At 59.6% G+C, this 20,859-nt stretch carries 13 protein-coding genes; 7 read left to right on the top strand and 6 right to left on the bottom strand.

All coding sequences use genetic code 11. The features are described 5' to 3' along the window. Positions 1 to 17 precede the first annotated feature (17 nt). The 7 genes from IPM54_26970 to IPM54_26940 are packed head-to-tail and all read left to right on the top strand — an operon-like array spanning position 18 to position 7,710. Complete coding sequence (locus IPM54_26970) at positions 18 to 1,085, top strand: hypothetical protein (GenBank protein MBK9263434.1); 1,068 nt, start codon at positions 18 to 20, stop codon at positions 1,083 to 1,085. After that, complete coding sequence (locus IPM54_26965) at positions 1,072 to 3,222, top strand: hypothetical protein (GenBank protein ID MBK9263433.1); 2,151 nt, start codon at positions 1,072 to 1,074, stop codon at positions 3,220 to 3,222. The genes IPM54_26970 and IPM54_26965 overlap by 14 nt, the downstream gene beginning before the upstream one ends. Then, positions 3,219 to 3,560 carry an acyl carrier protein gene (locus IPM54_26960; protein MBK9263432.1) on the top strand — a complete coding sequence of 114 codons (342 nt, stop codon included), beginning with the start codon at positions 3,219 to 3,221 and terminating at the stop codon, positions 3,558 to 3,560. The genes IPM54_26965 and IPM54_26960 overlap by 4 nt, the downstream gene beginning before the upstream one ends. Further along, positions 3,557 to 4,627 carry an aminomethyl transferase family protein gene (locus IPM54_26955; protein MBK9263431.1) on the top strand — a complete coding sequence of 357 codons (1,071 nt, stop codon included), beginning with the start codon at positions 3,557 to 3,559 and terminating at the stop codon, positions 4,625 to 4,627. The genes IPM54_26960 and IPM54_26955 overlap by 4 nt, the downstream gene beginning before the upstream one ends. Further along, the gene (locus IPM54_26950; protein MBK9263430.1) at positions 4,624 to 5,370 is read left to right on the top strand and encodes an SDR family oxidoreductase; all 747 of its coding nucleotides are present in this window, start codon (positions 4,624 to 4,626) and stop codon (positions 5,368 to 5,370) included. The genes IPM54_26955 and IPM54_26950 overlap by 4 nt, the downstream gene beginning before the upstream one ends. Beyond that, entirely contained in the window at positions 5,367 to 6,707 is a 1,341-nt protein-coding gene (locus IPM54_26945) for a hypothetical protein (protein ID MBK9263429.1), read from the top strand. Before IPM54_26950 ends, IPM54_26945 begins: the two co-directional genes overlap by 4 nt. Continuing rightward, positions 6,694 to 7,710 (top strand): ferredoxin, encoded by a 1,017-nt coding sequence (locus IPM54_26940; GenBank protein MBK9263428.1) that lies wholly within the window; start codon positions 6,694 to 6,696, stop codon positions 7,708 to 7,710. Before IPM54_26945 ends, IPM54_26940 begins: the two co-directional genes overlap by 14 nt. A 311-nt stretch (positions 7,711 to 8,021) precedes the next feature. On the opposite strand, the gene IPM54_26935 is transcribed toward IPM54_26940, so the two are convergent. From IPM54_26935 to IPM54_26910, 6 genes are all read right to left on the bottom strand, one after another. Beyond that, the gene (locus tag IPM54_26935) at positions 8,022 to 8,951 is read right to left on the bottom strand and encodes a hypothetical protein (protein MBK9263427.1); all 930 of its coding nucleotides are present in this window, start codon (positions 8,949 to 8,951) and stop codon (positions 8,022 to 8,024) included. A 481-nt stretch (positions 8,952 to 9,432) separates the two neighbouring features. Continuing rightward, the gene (locus IPM54_26930; protein MBK9263426.1) at positions 9,433 to 12,849 is read right to left on the bottom strand and encodes a hypothetical protein; all 3,417 of its coding nucleotides are present in this window, start codon (positions 12,847 to 12,849) and stop codon (positions 9,433 to 9,435) included. Positions 12,850 to 12,851: 2 nt separating this feature from the next. Next, positions 12,852 to 13,739, bottom strand: a complete 888-nt coding sequence (locus tag IPM54_26925) for a hypothetical protein (GenBank protein ID MBK9263425.1) — start codon at positions 13,737 to 13,739, stop codon at positions 12,852 to 12,854. Beyond that, positions 13,736 to 15,187 (bottom strand): hypothetical protein, encoded by a 1,452-nt coding sequence (locus IPM54_26920; protein MBK9263424.1) that lies wholly within the window; start codon positions 15,185 to 15,187, stop codon positions 13,736 to 13,738. The genes IPM54_26925 and IPM54_26920 overlap by 4 nt, the downstream gene beginning before the upstream one ends. After that, entirely contained in the window at positions 15,184 to 18,522 is a 3,339-nt protein-coding gene (locus tag IPM54_26915) for a hypothetical protein (protein MBK9263423.1), read from the bottom strand. Before IPM54_26915 ends, IPM54_26920 begins: the two co-directional genes overlap by 4 nt. Next, positions 18,407 to 20,857, bottom strand: a complete 2,451-nt coding sequence (locus tag IPM54_26910; GenBank protein ID MBK9263422.1) for a hypothetical protein — start codon at positions 20,855 to 20,857, stop codon at positions 18,407 to 18,409. The genes IPM54_26915 and IPM54_26910 overlap by 116 nt, the downstream gene beginning before the upstream one ends. Positions 20,858 to 20,859: the final 2 nt, after the last annotated feature.

Genomic DNA, 20,859 nt, shown 5'->3' with positions numbered 1-20,859 from the left:
TTATGGATCGGCAAGAGATGGATCGCCGTGGGATGCTTGGCTCGCTCGTCGGTGGCGCGACGCTGCTCGGTTTGGGCACGACTGGTTGCAGCACGCAGCAGGCTCCGCTAACACCCGACGCGCTCTCCAAGATTGCCGATCGGCTCGATCCTACGGCTGCAAACGATATTCTCGTATCGCTCGACAAACGCCTTGCATGGATCGACAAGCAAGTGCTGCCGGATGACATCGCTCCTCTTGCGAAGCTTTCGAAGGCGAAAAATTTCGATGAAGAATTCGCGAAAGGATCGACCCTCGTACGGAAAACGATGAGGTCATTGTACTTGACGGGTCGATTCCTCGACATGCCCGACGAATACAAGATGCATCCGGGGGTTCAATCGAGACTCATTGCGGCACAGAAGGACATGGATGCCGCGGTGCTTGGAATGACGGAGATGCTCGAAAAAGCCACGCCGGAGGATTTTCGGCGCGTGCAGGACACGTTGCGCAAGGACCCGCTTCTCGGCGAGCGCATTGCCAAGTGGATCGAGGAGCCCGCCGCGGATGATGGAATGCCATTCGAGCGGCGATTTGCAACGCGCGCGAGCGTTCTTCAGCTTTCCGACAGGATGCGAGCGCAATCGCCGGCGCTCGTCTCCGACCACGTCGTATCGAAAGTGCGACGCATCGAGGCTCAACACCATTCGGAAGCCGACCAGATTCGGCGACTTTCGGCGCGTATCGGGGAAGAGGCGTTCTGGAAGCACCAAACACACCTGGCATCGTTGCATTCGGGTTGGCAAGCCAAACTGTCGACGGATCAGGGGGTCGTGAATGGAGGAAATGCATATGGCCCACCGCCGCCTGCGTCCGCCATACCAGAGAAAGACAAACCGGGGGCCTGGGCATTGTCGACAGGCGGCATCATGATGGGATTTGGCGGCGGTTCGGTGCTCCTGGGTATCATCTTCGCAGGGCTGGCTACGGGCGAAAGCGCGCTCTTTTGGGCTGGTATCGTGCTCGGCGTGACCGTTGGCCCCATTTTGTTGCTCATCGGCCTGATTTTCCTGATCGTCGGTGCGGTGCAGCGTGCAGCAGCATGACGGGCAAACTGCACCGTTTGCTGTCATCACTGGAATGGGAATCGTTTCTGCGTTAGGCACAGGGTGTCCTGCGCATGTGGACGCCTTGCGCGCCGGACGTGACGGCTTGAAGCCGACGAGTCGATTTCCCGATTCGCCATTTGCATCGAGCATCGTTGGCACGTGGCCCGCGTGGGACGGGCGCGTGCAAGTGGATTCCGAGTTTGGCGTCAAGGGAGCGAAGACGGGTTTTTCGCTTGCAGAAATGGCCACCCTCGCTGCGCGCGAAGCGTGGCGTGGCGCAGGGCTCGATGGGGTCCATGCGCCCAATCGCGTAGCGCTCGTTTTTGGAACCTGTTTTGGTCAAGGATTCTGCGAATTTCACGAGGTTGCGGAACGTGTCGCCCGGGACCTTGAAATCACGGGGCCATGTTTGACCATTTCGACGGCGTGTTCGTCTTCGACGACCGCCGTCGGCCTCGCTCGCGATTTGATTCGTGAAGGGCGCGCGGACGCCGTCGTGGCGGGAGGCGCGGACATTCTGTTGCGCGAGGTTATGGCGGGGTTTTCATCGCTTGGCGTCTTGTGCAAAGAAAAGTGCGCTCCATTCAGCGAACCGTCCGGCGTGACACTTGGCGAAGGCGCAGGGTTCGTCATTGTGGAACCATTCGAACGAGCCGTCGCGCGCGGCGTGCAAGTGCATGCGCAAGTGTTTGGCTATGGGCTTTCTGCCGATGGTTTTCACGAAACCACGCCCGATCCGAGCGGTGCCGGGGTTGCTCGCGCAATCGATGGTGCACTTCATGATGCCGGTTGGGCCGGAAACGAAGTCGATTACGTCAATGCTCACGCGACGGGCACCGTGACGAATGATCGCGCCGAATGGCTCGCCATCGAGCGCTGCCTTGGACCGCGGGCAGAGCAGCCACTTGCAAGCGCATCGAAAAGCATATTTGGACACGCGCAGGGAGCCGCAGGCATTCTCGAGCTCATTGCTTCCCTTTTGTGCATGCAAGATGCAGCCGTGCCCCCTACCCTGCGATTCGCAGGGCCGCGGCCCGGATGTCCAGCGGATCCCGCTGCAGGAAATGCGCCTCGTCCGCACCCGGTCAAACGCGCGTTGAAGCTCAGCGCAGCGTTTGGCGGGGCAAACGCAGCCCTTGCGTATGGCGCGGTCGATGCGTCATCGAAAAGCGCATCGCCAACGAATGCTTCCGTGGTTGTGCGAGGCATTGGTTTGGTGGGTCCTCGAGGCCTTGCGCGAGCGCCATCGAGCAGTGATCTCGCCGCAGCGCATTCTGGTCAAATTGGTACCATCGATTTTCGTGAGCTATCACGAGTTTTCGACCCTCGGAGGCTCGACCGATCGGCGCATTTGTTCACGTCAGCCGCTGCGCTTTGTTTGCAAGATGCAAAGCGCGTTCTGCAGGGCAATGCGCGGTCGCGTGCCGGGCTTTTTTTGGCTGCGACTCGAATGCCTGCGGACAGTGCGAATCGGTGTCATGAAAGCATTCAGCGGCACGGCTTGATGGCATCGTCCGCTGCAGCATTCGCGCGTATGTCCGTGAATGCGCCCGCGGGAGCGTGCGCGCGAGCGCTCGGCCTGCTGGGCCCGACGACGACGGTTTCCATGGGCGAAGGCAGCGGTTTGCTCGCCATTGCGCTTGCGGCCGAGTGGCTATCGCGTCGAACGGATACCGATTGTCTCGTCGCGGGCAGCGTCGACGAATGCCAGCTCGGTGTGGCCGATGCGACGGAAGGCGCGCTTTGCGTACTGCTCGACCGAATGCCATTCGCGGAGAAACCAGGTTCGTACATCGAAATCGGTGGTTTGGGAATTGCCGGACCAAACGAAATGCAGGTTGCGGCCCGTCAAGCCATGGGCGACCGCGAATCGGTCGACGCCGTCATCGGCGACGGCGAGCTTGCCAAAGAATGCCTTGCGCCGGAAATACCCGATGCCAACCGATTGCCTCGAGGATTCGTCGATGTCTCGCGTATTTGGGGCACCGCCGAAGCTTCCCGTTCGTCCCTTGCTTTTGCCTTGGGTTGCGCTTTGATCCGCGAAGGCGCAGCGAAATCCGTGCTCGTTACGACTTCGCGCAGCACGTCGGCCAGTGTTGCAATGCTCCTGCTTGCCAATGAGGAAACCGTATGACCGCATCGCCTGTATTGGATAGTGACAAAAGCATTTCGGTATCGGTAGAACCGCCGCTCGCGGATTACATTTCCCAGCGCGAAGACATCCTCGATCGAGTCCGCAAACTGCTCATTCAGCATGCGCTCCTCAATCGATCGCCGGATGAAATCGATCCCGACGTCGCGCTCTTCGGCACGGGCCTGGGCCTCGATTCACTCGATGTCGTCGAAGTCGTCATTGGCGTCGAAGTCGAGTTTGGCATAAAATTTCCCAATGAAGAAGAACGGATGTCGGCCATGCGCAGCGTCGGAGCCCTCGTGGATCTCATCATGCGGCAGCAAGGGAGGCTTCCATGACGCTTGCTCTTGAAATGGAAGCGCTTCGCGGAGCGGCCGGTTTGCAGCGGCGCGACCACGTGAAGCTTTTGCTCGTGCGAGGCCCCGATGCTTTTGCGGTGCTCGATCATGCGAGCACTGCCGCACTTTTCGTGCGTGAAGGGCAAATGTGGCACACGCTGTTCTTGCGCGACGACGCGAGCATTTTCGCAGACGTATACATCTGCGGCAGCGTGGAAGGATATTTTGTGTTTGCCGAAGGGCCGACGGAAGACGAGCTCGTAAAGTACCTCGAGATGGTGCGCGACACGTACGTTTCGGGTGCTGCGATGACCATTGATCGATTGTCTCTGACGCATGAATTGTGGGGCGTCGATGGTCCTTACGCGTGGGAGGTCGTCGCGACGCTCGTCGGGCCGCTCGTATTGGGCATGCCCTATTTGACGATGCTCGATCGCGAGCCGTACCGGTGTTTTCGCAGCGGAAAAACAGGCGAATTCGGGTACGACATGTTAGTGCCCAAAGAATCGGTAGAATCGATGCGCGCGCGCCTCGCGGACATCGGCGCGCCCCTCGACCTCAGAGAAGTCAGTCTCGCGGCGCTCGATCAATGCTCGCTCGAAAACTGGCATTTTTGCATTCGAACACTTCCGAAAGCAGCGGGTGCTCCCGCGCTCACGCCGCTCGAATTGCAGCTCCAATCTCGAATCGTTTACGATCGAACGTTTGTCGGAGCGGAAGCATTGCGAGCGCGTCGTGCGGCCGGCCCGCGTGTGCGCGCGACATGCATCACGTCGAATGTGGAAATCGTTCGAGGGCAAACCATTTTGCTCGATGGTCAAACGGTCGGCGAAGTGCTGTTTGCCGCTTTTTCCATCGTTCGCAACGAATGGGTTGGCATTGGATTGATTGCGAAAAGCGTCGCACATCCTCACGTCACGTTCACCGTCGAAAGTGGCGGTGCGGCGATTTCGATCAAATCGCGCACCCCTCCCCTCATCAACAACCGCAGCTTGCACGTGGATCCTCATCGTCACACGTACCGCACGCGCGGAGCCGACACCTTTCCGCCCATCGTTTTGCCATGAAGCGTTTCGAAGGCAAAACCGTATTCGTGACCGGCGCTTCGCGCGGACTTGGCGCATCCATGGCGCGTGCGTTTGCCGCCGAGGGGGCAAGCGTTTGGATTGGTTACCGCGTGCGCGAAAATGAAGCATTGGAGACGGCGACGAGTATCGAGAAAGCAGGCGGAAAAGCCCAATGCGTTGCTTTCGACATGCGCCGCCCCGAAGACGTCGAAAAAGCTTTCGACACGGTCATCAAGGATGCCGGTACGCTCGATGTGCTCGTGAACAACGCTGCGGTGAATCGCGACGGGCCATTTGCGATCATGGATGAAAGTGCATGGATCGACGTCATCGACGCCGATTTGAACGGCACGGCGCGATGCTGCAAAGCGGGCATTCGCGCCATGTGGCGCGCTCGAAAAGGAGCTATCGTCAACATTGCATCCATTGCCGGGCCCATGGCGAGCCCTGGGCAGGCCAATTACGCGGCGTCCAAAGGCGGAATCATCGCGCTCACCCGAACGCTCGGCGCCGAGCTTGCGCCCAAGGGAATTCGGGTCAATGCGGTCGTGCCTGGTTTGATTGATGCGGGAATGACGACGAAGGTCGATTCCCGGTTTCTCGACGAAAAACGCAAGCGCATTCCGGCAGGTAGGCTTGGTTATGCCGACGAAGTGGCGCGCGCCGTGCTTTTTCTCGCGTCGGACGAAGCGAGTTACATCGTTGGTCAGGCCCTCGTCGTCGATGGAGGCTTGACGTTGTGACGCGGGCGCTGAAAGCCCTGGCGCTGCTTTCAGTAGGTTTGTCCTGCGGTTGTTCGTCTGCGCTTGCCTGGTACGGCCATACGCCCGATAGAACGAAACGAATCGAAATTCGCCAAAGCCACGGAAAACAGTGGCTCGTCATGGGCGACCAAAAGAGCGCCGAATACGACGCCATTGCGACGCATGCATTTGCGTTTGCCGACGGAGGTCGTCGTACGGCGGTTGCGGCACTTCGCATTGGTAAAGACGGCGCGCAGCGCTGGCATGTCGTTAGCGACTTCAAAGAAGGCCCCGCTTGGGATGGTCTTGCAGGGCTCGTTTTTTCTCCGAATGGTGCACACTTGGCCTATGCTGCCGAAAACAAAAAACGTTGGCACGTCGTCGTCGATGGCAAAGTGGGGCCGGTATTCGAATGGATTGATCCTGCATCGATGACCTGGAGTGCCGATGGAAAGCGCCTCGGCTATGTAGCCGGCGCAGGCGAATGCGCGCGTGCAGTCATCGAGGACAACCCCGGAGATTGTCATCGCCGCGTGATTGGTCTTTCCGTCGGACGAAAAGCCGAGCATGATATCGCGCTCGTCGTGGAAAAGTCCGGCGAGCATCCCGCGCGACTTTTGATTGGCGGAAAAGAAGCTGCAAATTTCGTTTATGCTCGGTCCCTCCATACCGATTCCACCGGCGAGCATTGGGCGGTCATTGCCGAAACCGAGCCTCTCGGAGTTGGTTATCATCTCGTCGTCGATGGCAATCCTCAGCCCTCATTCGATGAAATATCCGCATTCGTCTGGGCGCCCGCAGGAAAGGCTTTTGCCTACACGGCAAGGCGCGACGCTACCTGGTATGCCATTGAACCACGTACTGCGAGTCGCCCGTACGACGCCGTCGAGGTGCCGGTTTTTTCCGGCGACGGGCTTCATGTGGGGCACGTTGGTCGCGTCGGTGCCGAAGGATTCGTTTCGGTGGATGGAAAGGTCGTTTGGTCGCGAACGGGCCCTGTCACTGCACTCACGTTCGATACGCAGGGCAAACGTATTGCATTCATGTACCGCGATGCCAAGGGGCCCGTCATTGCCGTGGACAAAGCCCGCCATCATTATGATGTCGTCATCGATGGATCGCTACGTTTCAGTCGAGATGGTCGGCATTGGGCGGCGCTCGTCGGATCGCTCTCCAAGCGCAAATTGACGATGATCATGGACGGCGAAAAACAATTGCCTTTTGACAGCGAAGAACTTTTTGGCGGCGGACTTTACAAAAATTCTCGCGAAGCCATTGGTACGTGGGTCGCTGCGGAGCTCGAGCTATATCTTGGAGCGCAACATGGCAGACACTGAGCGGCGTTTTTTGGTGGAAGGATCGCGTTGTATTCGGTGCGCTGCGTGCACTTCCCTCGCGCCCGGCATATTCGAGATGAAAGACGGGCCGAGTCGTGTCGTACGTCAGCCTCGTGTGTCCGAGGTTTCCCGTTGCGAAGCTGCTCTTTTGAATTGTCCGACGAGCGCCATTCGCGCGAAGAGTGAATCGGTCGAAGCCGACCTATCTGTACCGATCGAATCCACGACAAACCTTTTTGATATACTCGCCATCGAAGCCGAGGCGGCTCGGTGGAAATTGGGCGACATTGCATGGGACAAGGTCAACCCGTCCGTCGTGACGCCGGATGTTCGCACGCTCGTGCGCGAGATGGCATTTTCGGAGCACGCGACATATTCGGCAACGCAGCGATTTTTACAAGATTTTTACGACGACGTGGACATCACGCGTTGGGTTGCCATTTGGTTTTACGAAGAAACACGGCACCCGCATGTGCTCATGCAATGGCTCAGCCATTGTGGAGAAACCTTTGGCGACGATTTCGTGCAGCGCGCTCGGGTTTCGACGCCGTTCATGAAGTCGCGCATCGGCACGCTCGTGACGAACGTCATTTCCGAAGTCACTGCGGCCCATGCATATCACACGCTTGCAAGGACCACAGCCGAGCCTGTCTTGGCAAAGATTGCCATGAACATTGCCGGAGACGAAGCGCGGCATGCGGCGAGTTTTTTCCGATTTGCTCGGCTGCGCATCGAACATGCGGAAAACCCCGAGCGAGCACGAATCGATGGCCTGAAGGTGCTCAGTGCATGGCTTTCGGGCACGGGGCATGTCACGCATCCCGTCAATCAAATGCTCGAAAGGCTGGAAGCCGCGCCGCCGGCTGGAGTCACAGGAATTGATTTTGGATCCGTGAAGACTCGGGTGATTCGGATCCTCGGATTGCTGCTGGATTTGCCGCTGCGTGCGCCGGAAGATGTCGACATTCACCTTCGCGCGTTCGTGGCTGGGCGGCCCATTTGATGCGTGCTACATTGCGAGTACGATGCGAATTGCAGCATGTTTTTTCCTTGGAATGTTGGGATTCTGCGGATGCGCTTCGCAGCGGCCCCTCACGCCCGCCGAAAAAGCTCGAATGATTGAGGCCGCGGAGGCGCGCGGAGAATTGCAGGGAGATGGGCCGGAAGGCGGGGCCAAACGCAGTGGATGCTCTGCGTCGAATCGTGCATCGCGTTTTAATGCGCGGAGTACTGGCTTTTCCGGCGCAGATGGTTTCGACAGTCGTAATTGTGGTATCGGGGGTGATTGACGAGGCTCGACGTTGGCGCGTGCGCCTACTTCTTGGATTTTGCACCCCGTTTGGGGCGTTCGGCCATGCTCGCTCGCAGGCGGGCAAGCTCCGCTTCGAGCTCCGCTACACGTCGCGCTTCTTCGTTCGCCCGTCGCGCTTCTTCGTTCGCCCGTCGCGCTTCTTCGTTCGCCCGTCGCGCTTCTTCGTTCGCCCGTTGCGCTGCTTCTTGCCGCAGGCGCGTTTGTTCATCCGCACGTAGCGTCTCCAGCTCCACGAGCTCCGACTCGAATGGCAACAGCTTTTCTCCGTTCGGACCGACGGCAAGCCGCAAGAGTGCGTCGTCCCCTTTATCTTGAGCCACGACGAATGCATCGAGCTGCTCGGAATGCACCCGATCGTCATTGGTCTCGAGCACGATCACGAGCTTGCCAACGGCGTCCCTTCGGTAGACGGCGAAACGCTTTCGTGGAGATCTGCGTCGATGGTGGAACGGATCGAAGACGATCAATTCCTTGGTCCCCAAAGCATCGTGGCGAGACGGCGATTGCAGCTCATCCTTGCGCGGCACGTGCCGCGCTTTTACCTCGATCGCAACACTCGGCACCACTTGATGAATCCATGTCTTCCAACACTGCTCGTCCTTGGTGCCCGCCCACTTCGTCGGGCGACTCGTTGGGGCAATGCCAGGGAGCACATAGAGATCCGGCGATACGCACGCCTTGATGTCCCCCTTGACCCAATAAATGAAATTGTCCGAACCAACGAAAGCGACGATCCCCCGCTCTGCCAGATACCGGCGCAACACCGGCTGGAGCTGCAGGCAAATCTCGGTCTCGACCGGCTCCCGGCACATGACTTCGCTTTCAGGATACTCGGTGGGGTCGTCGTCGAACGGCACCTCGCCTGCCGAAGCTCGGAGACGTTTGACCCGTTGCGAATTGACCATTTGAGACCCTGGAGCAGTCGTGGTCATGTCTCTCCTTTACCACGCTTGGCGATGGCTGAGAAGCGTAAAATTTTGCTTTTCCGTGGAGCATGTCAGCAAGCTCGTCCAAACGCACCGGACGAACTCTACCACGGACAAACCATTGGTCAAGAAAAACGTTCGCCCCGCATTTCGCAATGGCGTGAGCACGTCCGCTGACAACGGCACCGAAATCGTCAACATGCCCCTTGCAGCGCCTGCACGACCCGTGTTGAGGCGTCAACTTGGTGCATACAGGCGCTGTCCGAGGCATCTCGAGGCGTCACCTTGGGTCGAACAGGCCCTGCATGCACCAAGTCGAGCGGTAAACGTGGTGCCAACAGCTCCTGCACGCCCCTTGTTGACATGTGAACATGGGTCGTACAGGGCCTGCGCGACCCATGTCGAGCCGTCAACACACCCCTTGCAGCAGCTGCACGACCCATGTTGAGGGATTTTTGCCGCGTTTTCGCGCTGATCAAGCGCCTTGTCACTCACCATCCAGTCGCAACCAGCCGTCGGCCATGCGTAATGGCGCGTCGGGCAATTCCGAAAGCGAAGGCGCAAACGCTTCGAGCGGCGTGATGCGAAACGTGTCTTTCGTTTCATTGCGCTCGGTGAGCTCGACGAAACTCCACCGACGGTCGTTGAATTTCGCCGTCGCAATGCGCGGCATGCTTTCGCTGAGCAATAGCGGACCTACGCGCAACGTCGGCAATAGTTTCGACATGACGCGCGCAGGAACGAGCTCGGTCGTATCGATACGCTTGCGCGGGAGCAAACCCGTCTGCACATGAAATGCCGAAATGCCGTCCAGGAGCAGAATGACTTCACGCGGGTGATTGGGCGATAGGTCGAAGGTCGTGTCTTTGCAAATGAGCGGATGCACGACCTGATACGGGTCCTTCCAGGTTTGATTGGCGTAGTAGGGAACCACGTGCAGCCGCCATCCCGCTGTAGGGTCCTTCAAGAAAAAGCCAAGCACTCCGTCGTTGGCCTGATCGAGCGACCCGAGACGAATACGAATGTTGCCCGGCGAAGCGGTTGGATTGCCCGCCGCGGGCTGATCGCTCGCGCCTGTATTGGCAAGCTGAAAATCGAAACGCGTACGCAATACGACGATGGGACGACCGCAAAGCATGGCGAGATGGTCGTCGCTCGCTTGACGCGGGGCCATTGATTGTCGTGCCGTGCTGAATACGCTGAGCGCCGCCATGAGCGCCGTTTCGGTCGAAAGACTGCCAGGATCGGGGCCAGCTCGAAGCGCTTGGTCGATTGTCGCCAAAATGGGCTGATCGATTGCCGTCACATTGCTGCGACCAGGCGCCCCTTCCCATTTCGCTTGGCTCGTGATGCGATCGTGGCGAAGTTGCCCGAGCGGTTCGCCATTTCGATTGAAAAACTCGATCGCATGCTCGACGGCGTCGTACACGAGATACCCTGCAACGGGCGATCGGACGGGATCCGCATCGGGCGCAGGTGTCGATGTCATGGGGGCATCCGCTTGGCTCATGCGCGCTTGCACGCGCGCCCAATGCGTCAGACGCGGCGGCAACGTGCATTTGTGCGGACTGCCCGGCTGCACGAGCGTACGGACGACACCGAATGCATCGACGAGGCGCAGCTTGTTGATACAAAGCTCGCCGCCTCGATAGGCGTGATTCTGCTGTCGCAATGTGGGATCGAGATCGCCGAAACCAATGGTGAGCAAATCGAGGTTCGCAAAGCTACGAGCCAATTCGCCGAGCTTTTGAAGCTGCGCAGGCGTGGTCGTGAGCTCCTTGCTCAGCCTATCAATGGCGCTCGCCAAGCTCGTCGACAGCGCCGACGACAACACTTCACGCGCTTGCAACGTAATGGACGGCCCCGACGATGTTCCAACCAATTGTGTATCGACCGGCCCGAGCTCCACGTTGTTCGAATTGGCGCAATGGGACGTGAATTTGTATTCGATATCGGCAAAAAGCGGTAGCCACGGATCGGACCAGGGCGTCACGGCAATGGGGGCCGGCAATGTGCCATTGAAAGCGGCTGCCGCGGGTGGGCTCGTGGTCAACGTGGGATCGGCCGCGGCCCACCAGCCTTCGGTGGCCCGTCGAAATGCTTCGTGGGCCTTGTTCGCTGCATATTGCGATTGATCGACCGCGCCGAGCATCCACATTGCAGCGGCTTGCGGCGCATTGGTCGGATCGAGCAAAACGTGCTCGTAAATGAGCTCGCGCACGAATGCAGGCTCGACGGATAGCTCCAGGCCGAGGTCGACGAGCGATTGGCCAATGATGCGCGACCGGCTGCTCGGTATGTCAGGGACCTCGAGCGCCACGCTGGATACGGCTTGTCCGCCGGCGCGACAAAGCAGCCGGCCGTCGAGGCGCATGCGGCCGTCGTGACCGTGCCGAAAGCCGCGGCCTTGACCGCTGAGCTGCACGATCGGGCTACTCGCGCGATACCAACGAGGATGGCTGCGCAAGCGCGATTCGATTTCCACGCGCACCGAATTGCCGAGCGACGCGACGAGTGCAGCAATGTCTGCGGCAAGAACACCGAGCGGGAGCTTGGCATCGGGAATGGTGCGCCGATCGACGATACGCACCGGCGTTTGCGGCGGAAGCTGCGGCAATGGGGGCGCGGCTGCGCCGTTCGGGTCGCGAATGACGAGCGAATGATCGTATTCGGCGGGCGATATCGTATCCGGTGCGCCATCGAAGCTCGAAGCATGCAGCAAATGCCCGAGCGCCTGGCGACCAGCAGGCGATGTCACGTCTCCATCGAGGCCTTCGCGGAGCAAACTGAGCACTTCGGCGCCGCCAATGTTCAAAAGCGCGTTATCGATGGCTGCATTGACGCTTTCGACGATGCTGACGCTTTGGCCCACAGTATTGGAAGACGTCCAATACGCGCCACCAGAACCCACGTCGACGACAGAGCCATGGCAAACGAGCCGCGAAGGCACGGCATCTGTATCCTCGGATTGCATGGGGATGGCAGACGTCGATTCGCTAACTTGCAGCGAAACCTGCTGTCTCCAGAACCTCGTGGATTCCTCGTTGGCCTCGAGGCGCGCAATGACATTCGTCATGCGTGGGCCTTGGCTAATGCCTCCGACCGCGTCGGCAAAGTACCCGTCGTCGATTGATGTAGGAAATCCTTGGAAATCCGGAATGCTCACGTTGCTGTGGTGAAGTGGTCGTTGCGCCGCGAGCACCGTTGTGGAGAGTGGGGGTTGTCGCCGGAGAAACCGCTCGGACAGGTCGACGTGCAATCGCATGCGTTCGAGCCATTCATTACGCGCGGTATCGGAAGCTGCCCGCGTGAGCGGATCTTCGCTGGGCGCCGTATAATGGCCAATGACGAGATACGAGAGGTGCAGCAAAGTCCAATCGATTGCGCCGAGGTCGGCGAGGTCGTCATGGCAGCCGAAGCGGCCTTTGGAGGTTGCGTAATAAGCGGCTTCGAGATGCTTTTGCGCGCTCACCGAGCCTTCGCCAATGGCTTTGCCTTCGGGCAAAAGGCCGAGGGCCGTGAGCCATCGAGATTCACGTTCGGGCGCAAAAGAATGGGCTCCGATGGGCTGCAAGGTGCCAGGCACTTTCGCATCGAGGACGAAGGCTTTGCACGAGCGTCGTGCGGGAGCGGTGCCGGGAGCAGGCGGGGACGTGGAAACGGTGGCGAAACGAATGACGAGCCAGCGATCCGGAAGAGCAGGAAATTGCAGGGCATTTCCGTCGATGTGCCCGCGGGTGAGCGCATCGGGGAGTGCCCAATGCAGATGAACTCCATGGGCCAATGCATCGCCGACAGGTGCGTTGAAAACGCCCCCATCCAAGGCTGGAGGATTCGTCGCAGGAGCGCCGGGCAATACGAGTTTGGCGTGAAGGTGTACGGGAAGGTAGAGGGAACGCGGCATGATCAGGTTCCTCCATTGCCAGCTTGGAGCGACGCGAGCACCTGCTGAATTCGTTGAAGCCGCGCTGTTTCGACGGTATCCGAGCCAGCGAATACCTGCACGAAAGGTTGCTGCTGAAGACTCAGCGAGAGCATTGCTGCGCCAAGCGGCGTGGACGCGGGCAAGCCGAGCGCCGTGTGCACGGCATTGGCGAGTTGTTGGATGTCGAGCACGCCGCTACTGCCTGTGCGAGGCTGCACCGCGACCGTTTTTGGGATATTGTTTTCCATCACGAAGCTGCCATTGTTTTGGCGAATTTGGATGGAAAACGCGGTCCCTTTGAGCTCCACGCCGAAACGCGTTCCTTCGAATGGTTCGGCAATCTCCACGCGCGTGGGCACGCCGGCGAAGATGACGATCATGAGCCCCGATGCAATGCGCTCTTTGCGCGCCAGCGTCAGCGCTTGGTTACCTTCCAATGCGGTCACGTTCAGGCCCGGCCAGCGACGCACCAAGTCCGAGCGAATCAACATGCCCGAAAGCATTGGCAAGTGAATTTCGTTTTGGTTGCCGAAGAGCCGCTGCGCGAGCCCTGCTGCGACCATTTTGCGCACGTACGCGAGCATTGGTTTGCTGAGCGCGACGCGCGATCCGCCGACGTTCGCGGCTGCAAGGGCGCCGTCGACGAGGCGCGCGGTCCAGGTGGGGTCGATGTGGAAAAAACGAATGGATTCCGGGGGCAAAAGTCTCGGATCGGGCACGATGTAATGGAGCGGCACGCCGCGCAGGAGCATCAGATCTTCGAGCCACGTTTGCACTTCGGGCGGCAGCCCGGCGACGATTTTGCCATCGGGCGTGCCTTGCGGCGGGGCCACGAGTCCTTCGAAGGTCGATTGAATGCGAAAGCTCATGGCAATCCCTCTTGGTCGATACCGAGCGTCGCGATGCTGGCGCGGAGGTCGGGCATGCGATTGTCCAAAATATCGGCAACGTTCGACCCGGATAAGTCGCCAATGGCGATACTCGGCATGGTGATGGGAGCGCTATGCCACGTTTGACCTTGGGGCATCGAGACGCGGGTCAATGCAAGCTCGAAAAAATTGCCGCCGATTTGAGCAAGTTGCTCGACTTGCACTTGATCCAAGCCGGGGATTTTGCCCACGAGCGAACGCAGGCCGGTGGGATCGGCGCCGCCACTCCACAACGTGTCGATGGTTTTCGGCATCCACGGACCTCCCCAAATATCATTGAAGACGTCCTTCCACGAACCGCGAAATGCTGGGTGATGTTGGGGAATGTCGTTGGTGATCGAATCGATGACGATGTCGACTTTGCGGCGGAATTGGTGGTCGCGATAATGGACCAGCCCTTCGAGCACGGTCGCATTCGACAATGCGAGCAGCCGCCCAAGCTCGAATGCCGTCGCGTACGTGGCGACTTCGCGGCCGTCATCGCGTACGGCGTGCGCCTCGTCGGCCGAACAAACGCTGGCATCATCCAATGCGCGAGGCAGCGGGACGAGCGGACCAGCATAGTTGACTTTGCGTTGCGCGTCGGCATGCGTGGGCGCCGCGAGTTCGAGCTCGCCGTCGTCATTGGTAATGGATTGGCCGTCCGTCGCAATGCCAAAAGCGACGACGCCGCCGGTTCCGTTTTCGGGCGTGGGGTTGCGCAAGCGGTCAAAATACGCCTCGAAGTCGCCGCCATCCCCGGCTTTGAAGCTCCATTCGTAGAGAATCGGGAGCTGTTTGGGGTCGGCCGAGGCATTTACGTTACGCAAATCGACCAAGCAAGCGCGATTGGTTTTTTCGGCAATCGGAAGGCGGTTTCCAATGACGATGGCAACGAAGGCATCGTCGTCTTTGGCGGCCACGGGATCATCGGTCGGCAGCTCGCGAACGTGGCAAAGCAGCTCGCGTTCGGCCGGCGTAGGCAAAAGCGCCTGAAGCGTCGCATTCGACACGACGGCGTATCGGCGTCCATTGTTCGTGACGAACGTCGCCTCGTCGCCCACGAAAAGCAGCAATGCAATCCAAGGCAAATTGGTCGACCCGCCGCCGACGTAGTTTGCCCACGGCAATGTGCGCGCGCGGAGCGCGATATGCGGCAGCATTACGTTGGTCGCGTCTTCAGCGCCCGCGGGCGGATACACGGCCAGCACATCGGTCGCGGAAAGCGCATTCGCGCCGGGATCGACCAGCTCGTACGGAATGGTGCTCGGCTGGACTTCGGCGATTGCGCCGGCGTTGCCCTCGACGACGAGGCTCACGTCAATGGAAAAATTGCGCTCGGCATCGGGCCGTAGCCGCGGTAGCGCATTGTCGAACACTCGCAATTGGCCCGGTAGCAACGTCGTCATGTCATAACCTCCAGGCGAAAGCGTGTGGCGTCGGCACGAGGCCGGACGACGTGATGAATCGCCACATCGAATACATTGGTTGGCAGCTCGAAACGTGCAGGCCAGCGCGAAACGCCCACGATACGCACGCCGTCGGGCACGCGCACCGAGACATTGGCGACCAGCGGCGGCGCGGCAAACGCAAGCACCATTGAATTGCCACGCACGGCAGCGGATTGCGGCGCGACTTGCTCGCCGTTCACCAAGCATTCAATGGCGTCAATGGGTGCGTCGTTCCGCAATGCTTGTACATGCACGCCAACGATTCCATGTGCCGCACGCAATCGCACATCGACGCGCGTCACGTGCTCGAGCAGCTTGGCCGCGGGGCTCGATCCGAGCGGCGTACGCAGGGGCATCGGTCCTTCGCTGGCGACCAGCACGCAACCGGGTCCGACGAAAGTTCGAGCGCCAACGCCCACGAGCGTCGTTCCCGGGCTGAATCCAATTGCATTCGGTGCACCCGGGTTCACGCCGAGCCCAACCAGCGCGAGTCGCCGCGAACCTGGTGGTAAATTGAATGCTTGTTCGCCAGATGCGACGTCCACGTCGTCGACGACCTGATCCACCGCATTGAGCGCGACGACGCGCAGAGATTGCCCGCCATTTGCCAGAAGGCGCCATGGTGCCGTTTTGCGTGCACCTTTTGGCGCAAGGTTCACCACACACGCTTCGCCCGTGCGCAAGTCCGCCTCGTGGATGTGCCCGTTCAATCCCGTAAACGCAGAATGGTCAATCACCAATGGCTTTCGCCGCGCGGGTCCCGCGGGTGCTGAGGCGCTCCGAGGGATTGTGCCATCAATCGTGAACATCGTTGCCGGCGCAAGCGGCGTTGCGGGCACCGCGACATTGCGCGTGCGCGGCGTCACCACGTGCAGCTCGACGCCCGCGAGCAGCGGTGAACGAGGAATGCTCATGGGCAAGGTCACTCGCGGCACGGCGGCATGCTCCAGCGCGACGCTCGTTGCGCCCGACCACGCCACGGGTGCCGCGGGCAGCTCCATGTACGCCAGCTCCAGCAATTGCGGCGGCACCTCGGCGGCATGCGTCACACGCGGGCGCTTCCAAGGATGGCTCATGTGCCGATAGAACGCGGCCGGCTCGACTGCGGCGAGCATCGACAGAGGCACGTTTTTACGTGGCAATGGCCGCCCCATCGAATTCAATTCCGCAGCGAGCGCCGGTGCAACCGCCTGAAGGCCCGCCAAATCCCACGTTCCGCCGCCGCCAAGCAGGGCGGATTGCTGAGCAAAATCAGCACTTTGCGCGCGCGCGAGCGGCAACGGGCATCGCTCGGCATCCGTCGAATACTCGGGCGTGAGATTTGTTACTTCACATGCCGTTGGCAGCATGGCGGACATGTTCCAGATCACTTCGACCGTGACCTCGCACGTCATGTCGCCAACTGCGCCTGCAGCGTCCGACGGGCCAAACAGCGCCATTGGCCGTTCGCCGAACACGCCTTCCACGTCGCCTTGGTGCCAGCTACCTTCACCGTCGAAGATGAGCGCTGCGCGCTGAATTTGCTGTTTGGCAAGGGTCAAGTATAGCGGATCGTTGGGATCTCGCAGCGATGACGCATTTCCGGTATATCGAACCTCCGTCAATGGCACCGCGCTTTCAATGCGCAATTTGAATTCGCTCGCCAGTCGTAGCTTTCGCGGCGCACTCGATTGTTCTTGTGATTTCCCGACTTGCCCCCACGCGACGCTCACACGCAATGGCGCTTTGGCATCGGACGCGAGCAAATCCAGGGCATTCCAGCGCACGACGCCAGCATTTTCTGCCGTGCCCGCAGGCAATGCCACCTGCAGGTGATCCCGCAATACCTTGGCAACGGGCAAAGCCGCTGTATTGGGTGAACTTTGGTCGCCAAAAGGAATGTCGATTGAAATGACCGCGATATCGATCGTCGCAGTTCCACCGATGGGAGGCCCATGCACGTGCAGGCCAACACCGAGTGACAATCGCAGTTTGCCGAGCCACGTATCGATGGCGAGCCAGACGCCCACGTCGATCATCACATCGAAATAGAATGGATCCCATTGAATGAGCCCATCGACGGCTGCGCGGAATCCGGCCGAAAGTGGTCCCCACGTCCCTTCGACTTCGAGCCGTCCGCCGCCCATCGCTTCGCGTGGGGTCATCGCGAAATAGCAGCTTCCCTTGATTGAAATGGCGCTTCCGAGGGACCACCGAAAACCAATTCGATCCACGTCCGGGTAGCGGTCTGGCTTGGCAAACCGTGGGTGATAACCGCCCAGCGTGATCACCGCATCGCCCAGCCCCGGCCATACTTGCAATGCAAATCCGCCAGTCAATTTGCAATCTTCGTGCAAGAGCCAGCTATCGTAAAGAGCGGCCTTGGCATACAGCGTAGGTTCTTCGCGCGTGCTCAGGCCCGCTTCAATCGCCAGTTGAACCAAGACCAGCGAAGGGATTTCCATTTTTGCAAGTGCAATCAGCCCGAGCTCGAAGCCGCCGTCGAAAAGCACGTACAAAAGCGCGCGGCCCTTGATGAATCCGTACGACACGAATTTGACACCGGCCGCCAGCCAATACGCTCCAGGCTTCGGCGCCAAATTGGAGCGGAAGCTCGCCAGATCCATCGCTTCGCCGTCCATTGTCACGAGCAATGGATTTTTTTTCAGATCCGCCGTACGCTTCGGCCTATCGAATGCGCGATTGACGCCAAAGCCCGCCGCAACGCCAGTCACCACGAAAAACGGAGGCCCTCCGAGCATTGCGTCGAGCACGCCGAACACCACGAGCGATGCAACGTCATCCGGCGCGACTTTTTCGTAGGCCGCGAGCGCTCCGAGCTGAAAGCCGAATGCATCGAGCGCCGCTTGACCGACGAATCCCGTATCGGTTTTCGCCAGCATTCCAGAGAGGCTGATGCCCGATGCGCGGAACGACAGCGCGAGCCCCTCGAGCGTTGCGCTCCATTGATTCGGTTCGGCGACGTGCTTCAACGGAATCGAGACGCCGAGCCCTTGCGGGGCAATGCGTACACCGCCCAGCTTGAATTCCGCATCGAACGTGATCGACGCGGTCGTGGCTTCGCCCTGCCCTGCAAGCGAAGCGCGCATTCGTTGCACATCGATCGGCCCAATGACGCGATCGATGGCCATGCGTATTTCCTGGCTTCCATCCAAAAACTTGGCGCTGAGGCCATTTTCATAACGCAGCTCGATACCCAAGCCCGGATTGTCTTTTCCGGTCGACAAAAGCCCTGCACCACCACTCGCCTGCGCTTCCGAGCGGCAATCGCACGTCGTGCACTTGCAATGCAATGTGTTTCAGCTCTGCGACGCCGACGCTTGCCCCCATGCCCAGCTTGCCAACCGAGAACCAATCATTCGCATACAGCGGTTTTCCTAGTTCGCTGTTTGCTTCCAGCACCACATCTGCGATCTCCAGGGTCGGCTTGATGGCTCCATTGTCGAAAATGCCCAGCTTGATGGCGCCGACGTTCAGCCGCACATCGCCGTCGCTGAAGCCAAGGTTGGAGGTCAGATTGAATTGAGGCGGGCTCGATCCATTGACCGGCGTTGCAATGTTGAACGTCGTGAGGATTTGATTCAGCACGACTTCGGGCGACGGCGGTGCCCAACCCGATTCTTGGAGCCCAACCAGATTCAACAAATCACCAATGGTGAATCCGCTCGAGATCTCTTGATTCAAAACGTCATTGGCGAGCCCTGCGACCATGGGCCGCAAAACGTCCTTGGCGATTTGATTTACCGTGACGTTCGGATTGAGCAATGAAAATGATGCATTGCCGTAATGTACTGTGAGATCGGGCGTGCCGTCACTCAGCGTCCACTGCAACGAAGGCGACGTGGACAAACCCAATTCTGGAGCTGCTTGCACGCCCATCGTCATCGACACGCCGCTGCTCGACACGTTGAACGAAGTATTCGCTAACCGAACAGGACCGCCGAATGCATTGTCATTGATACCGAGGTTTACGGCATTGTCGTTTGCGCTGAAGCCAAGCGTCGCGAAGCCGCCCAATTCGATCGAGGCATTCCCAAGATGACCCTTCGCCCATTGGATGACCGCATTCAGCAAGGACGCAGCATCGCCCGTCACCGCTGTTTTTACCGCATCGGGAACCATCGACAATTCGGCCAGCGTAGCAATCGCTTGCGGACTCGCCTGCGCGAACGAATGCACCAAATTAGTCGTCGTCGTTACGCGAACGAATGTCGTCATCGCGCCGTTGCGCCATCGAGCGCCCACTTCGACGCGTTTCAACGCGCCAAACGGAGCAACCGTTACGAGCGAAGCGTTCGTATTGGCAAGATCTACTACTTTTTCGAGCACCACAAAAAGCGCCAGCTCGCCCGCGGTCACATTGCATTTGGCGCCGCTTGGCAACGTCAGCGTCGTGGGATTGTCGGGGTCGAAGCTGCCGAGCCCTTCCCATGCCGCACGCAGCAATTCGCCCTCAATCGCCAAGCCCACTCGCGTCGTTTGGTCCCCGACGTCCCAACACGCTTGCCCGCGCAAGCCCAGCGACGCATTGCCCTCATTGACGTCGCCGTCGGTACGAACCACCAAACCCAAATCGTAAGGTTGCGGAGGTTCGTGGTGGTAATCGTTTTGATCCACGTTCGGCGGCGCAGAAAACCATGCAATGGCTGAACCGGGCGCGGTTCCCCACGAGTCCTTCCCCGTGAGAAGTCCCCGCAGATGATAAATTGCCGTAATGACCGCGTTTGGATTCAAGAATTTGCTGAGCCACGGCTTCAGCGCTGACAAATCCGGTTTGAGGGCTTGGATTGGAAATGCGGGCAAAACCTCTTGATTCTGCGGCCCCTTCGTTCCCTCGAGCAGCGGAAAAAGATGCTTGTAGAGGCGCCACGCGATATGCGGCTCGGGGTTTGTCTTGCATAACTTCACCACCCAGGCGCGCAATACCAAAAGGGTCGTGTGCACGAGCGGTAAGACCGGCGAATCGTTCGTTTTCCACACGACCGACCGTGTCGCTGCCTGCTCGCTCGATGTCTTTGGATTGGACGTCGTCAAAAACGAGCTGTCAGTCAATTCGAGCGTCAGCTCGTGCGGATCCTTCATGGCAAGCTGAAGGTCGAAGATTGCAAACAGCGGCAAGTTGGTAAGCGCTGGATCGGCCTCGGCAATGCTCAGGCGTACCCCGAGCGTCACGGGATCCTGCAATTCGGCCACGGTTTGTCCGCCCGCAACGAGTTTTACCAAGCGCGCACGAACGGCCAGATTCGGCACGTCTACTGCCGCAAACGCCGTCGGGTTTGCAGGACGCGGCACCTGCGCCACCACATCGAATTCCAGCGGGCCGGCATTGGGTAATTCGTTCACCAGGAGCCAAATCGGTACCCACTTGTGCAGCCGGAAAAACCATGGCGACGTCGTTTGGCCGGGCGGATCGAGCGTCAGGATCGCCTTCAATGCATCGACGATGGGCTTTTGAGCTTGCGTGGCGAGTGCCGTTTTGGAACTGCCCAGCGGACTGAGAAACCAGGGGAATTGGTATTCGACCTTGTCGTCGGGCGGCACTTTTTTGTAAATGCCAAGCGCCCGACAGGATGCATCGAGCAAGATGGAGCTAGCGGGCGTCTGCTTTTTTTCGCCGTTCGTCGACATCG

This window comes from Polyangiaceae bacterium (assembly GCA_016715885.1).
GTDB lineage: Bacteria > Myxococcota_A > Polyangia > Polyangiales > Polyangiaceae > Polyangium.
The sequence above is the reverse complement of the archived record's forward strand: the minus strand, read 5'-3'. Positions and strand labels throughout refer to the sequence as shown.

Coding starts and splice junctions, on each gene's coding strand:
- IPM54_26970 (MBK9263434.1), top strand. CDS start 18: ATGGATCGCCGTGGGATGCTTGGCTCGCTCGTCGGTGGCGCGACGCTG.
- IPM54_26960 (MBK9263432.1), top strand. CDS start 3,219: ATGACCGCATCGCCTGTATTGGATAGTGACAAAAGCATTTCGGTATCG.
- IPM54_26955 (MBK9263431.1), top strand. CDS start 3,557: ATGACGCTTGCTCTTGAAATGGAAGCGCTTCGCGGAGCGGCCGGTTTG.
- IPM54_26950 (MBK9263430.1), top strand. CDS start 4,624: ATGAAGCGTTTCGAAGGCAAAACCGTATTCGTGACCGGCGCTTCGCGC.
- IPM54_26940 (MBK9263428.1), top strand. CDS start 6,694: ATGGCAGACACTGAGCGGCGTTTTTTGGTGGAAGGATCGCGTTGTATT.
- IPM54_26935 (MBK9263427.1), bottom strand. CDS start 8,951: ATGACCACGACTGCTCCAGGGTCTCAAATGGTCAATTCGCAACGGGTC.
- IPM54_26930 (MBK9263426.1), bottom strand. CDS start 12,849: ATGCCGCGTTCCCTCTACCTTCCCGTACACCTTCACGCCAAACTCGTA.
- IPM54_26925 (MBK9263425.1), bottom strand. CDS start 13,739: ATGAGCTTTCGCATTCAATCGACCTTCGAAGGACTCGTGGCCCCGCCG.
- IPM54_26920 (MBK9263424.1), bottom strand. CDS start 15,187: ATGACGACGTTGCTACCGGGCCAATTGCGAGTGTTCGACAATGCGCTA.
- IPM54_26910 (MBK9263422.1), bottom strand. CDS start 20,857: ATGTCGACGAACGGCGAAAAAAAGCAGACGCCCGCTAGCTCCATCTTG.